The organism is Streptomyces sp. NPDC058632 (assembly GCF_042717095.1).
Lineage (GTDB): Bacteria > Actinomycetota > Actinomycetes > Streptomycetales > Streptomycetaceae > Streptomyces.
Map to the genome: position 1 here is coordinate 1 of NZ_JBHXQZ010000191.1, position 2,885 is coordinate 2,885.

A 2,885-nucleotide genomic window follows, 5' to 3' on the forward strand; every position below is an offset into this window, starting at 1 on the left:
TCCTCCGGCGAGGACACACCACCCGGGTAACGGCACGCCATCCCCACGATCACCACCGGGTCGTCCGCCACCGACGGCAACGACCCCACCGGCACCACCGCGGCCGGCTCCACCACACCGAACAACTCGTCCAGCAGACAACCCACCAGCGCGTTCGCCGTCGGGTAGTCGAAGACCACTGTGGCGGGCAGGCGCAGTCCGGTCGCCTTGCCCAGCCGGTTCCGCAGCTCCACCGCCGTCAGCGAGTCGAAGCCCAGATCCTGGAACGCACGACCCGGATCAACCGTCTGCGCACCCGCATGCCCCAGCACCACCGCGATCTGACCACGCACCAGGTCCAGCAGCACCTCACGCCGCTCGTCCCGGCCCAGACCCTCCAACCGCTGCACCAGACCGGCCGTCGCCACCGAACCACCGGCAGCCGACCGCCGCGCCCGCACCCGGATCAGACCCCGGAGCATGGGATGGATGTCGCCCTGTTCCCTCAGAGCGGGCAGGTCGAGGCGCACGGGCAGGACGACGGGTTCGCCGGTGGCGAGCGCGGCGTCGAAGAGGGCCGCCCCCTGCTCGGGGGTGAGTTCCGGCATGCCGGCGCGGGCGATGCGCCGTACGTCGGTGTCGGAGAGGGTCCCGATCATGCCGGCGTCCTGGGTCCACGGGCCCCAGGGCAGGGAGGCGGCCGGCAGGCCGAGCGAGCGGCGGTGCCTGGCGAGGGCGTCCAGGAACGTGTTGCCGGCCGCGTAGTTGGCCTGTCCGGGACCGCCGAGGATGCCCGACATGGAGGAGAAGAGCACGAAGGCGGTGAGGTCGAGGTCCTTGGTCGCCTCGTGCAGGTGCCAGGCCGCGTCGGCCTTGGGACGCAGCACCCGTGCCAGGCGCTCGTCCGTGAGCGACTCCACCACGCCGTCGTCCAGCACGCCCGCGGTGTGCACCACGGCCCGCACCGGATACCGGCCCACCAGGTCCGCCACCGCGGCCGCGTCGGCCACGTCGCAGGCCTCCACCGACACCCGCGCACCCAGCTCGGCCAGTTCGGCAACCAGGGCATCCGCGCCCTCGGCAGCCGCACCACGACGACTCACCAACAGCAGATCCCGCACACCGTGCTCGACCACGAGATGCCGGGCCACGACGCGACCCAGACCACCCGTGCCGCCCGTCACCAGAACCGTGCCCCCGGCCACGTCCCAGCCGGAGGCATTCGCACCGGTCCCGGGCGCCACGCGTGCCAGACGAGGCACCAGCACCTCACCGCCACGCACCGCGACCTCGGCCTCGGTGTCCGCCACCGCAGGCACCACCGCGTCGAGCAGCTCTGCGGACAGCACCGCACCCGGTTCGACGTCCAGCAGACCGAACCGGCCCGGGTGCTCCGACGCGGCCGACCGCGCCAGGCCCCACACACCGGACGCGGTCAGGTCGTCACCCGTGACCGCACCCCGCGTCACGAACACCAGCCGCGACTGCGCACACCGGTCGTCGGCCAGCCACGACCGCACCGACTCCAGGGCCCACGCGGTGACTTCGTGCACCGCGTCCACCACTGCGGCGGCCTCCCGCGCGGCGGCCTGCGGTACGACGGCGAACACCGTCGCCGGCACCTCACCGGCCGCGACGAGCGCGCCGATGTCGGCGTGACGGGTCCCGGGCAGTGCGGCCAGGAGGTCACCGGCGGTGGTGTCGAGGACGGCCGTGGAGGCGGTGCCGGTGCCGCTCGCCGGTGCGGCGGCGGGAGTCCACGTGACGTGGAAGAGGGCGTCCCGGGTCGTCGTGTCGACGGCGCTGTCGGAGGCGACGGCGCGCAGCACCAGGTTCTCGATGGTGGCGACCGGTGCCCCGGTGGGGTCGGCCACGGCGACGGTGGCGGACTCGTCGCCGGTCCGGGTCAGGCGGACCCGGACGGCCCGGGCGCCGGTGGCGTGCAGGGTCACGCCCTCCCAGGAGAAGGGGACGACTCCCCGCGCGAGTCCGCCGAGGGCGGAGATCTGCACGGACGCGTCGAGGAGCGCCGGGTGCAGGCCGAAGCCGGCGGCGTCGCGCTCGGCGGATTCGGGGAGGGCGACCTCGGCGAACACGTCGTCGCCCCGGCGCCAGGCGGCGCGCAGGCCCTGGAAGAGGGGGCCGTACTCGTATCCGCTCTCGGCCATGCGCTCGTAGAGACCCGTCAGGTCGACGGGCTCGGCGTCGGCGGGCGGCCAGACGGCGCTGTCGAAGGCGGTGGTGTCGAAGGCGGGAGCCGTCCCCGGGGCGAGGACGCCGGTGGCGTGCTCGGTCCAGGGCCGGTCGTCCGCGCCCTCGGGCCGGGAGCGGGCGGTGAGGCCCCGGCGGCCCGCGGCGTCGGCCGGGCCGACGTGGAGGTGGAGCTGGACGCCCCCCTGCTCGGGGAGGACGAGGGGGGCGGCCAGGGTCAGTTCCTCGACTCGGTCGCAGCCGACCTCGTCCCCGGCCCGCACCGCGAGTTCGACGAAGGCGGTGCCGGGCAACAGGGCGTTGCCCATGACGACGTGTTCGCCCAGCCACGGGTGGGTGCGCAGGGAGAGCCGAGTGGTGAGGAGGAGGCCGTCCGAGTCGGAGAGTTCGACGGCCGCGCTGAGCAGAGGGTGATCGGCGGTGCGCAGGCCGGCGGACTCGACGTCCCCGGAGGACGTGCCGGGCGTGGGCCAGTAGCGCTGGTGCTGGAAGGCGTACGTCGGGAGGTCGGTGAGCCGGGCGCCGGTTCCGGCGAGGTACGCGGCCCAGTCGACCGTCAGGCCGTGTGCCGCCAGCCGTGCGAGAGCGGTGAGGGCCGCCGTCTCCTCGTCGCGGTCCTTGCGCAGCAGTGCGACGAGCAGGGCGTCGTCGCCGGCGCTCTCGCGTGCCATGCCGCTGAGCACACCGTCCGGACC

Annotated in this window: 1 protein-coding gene; it reads right to left on the minus strand. The window is 74.5% G+C overall.

From position 1 onward, the window contains the following. Window positions 1–2,885 (minus strand): type I polyketide synthase (locus ACFWVE_RS34870; RefSeq protein WP_384023234.1); only part of this gene is annotated, 2,885 nt, incomplete at both ends.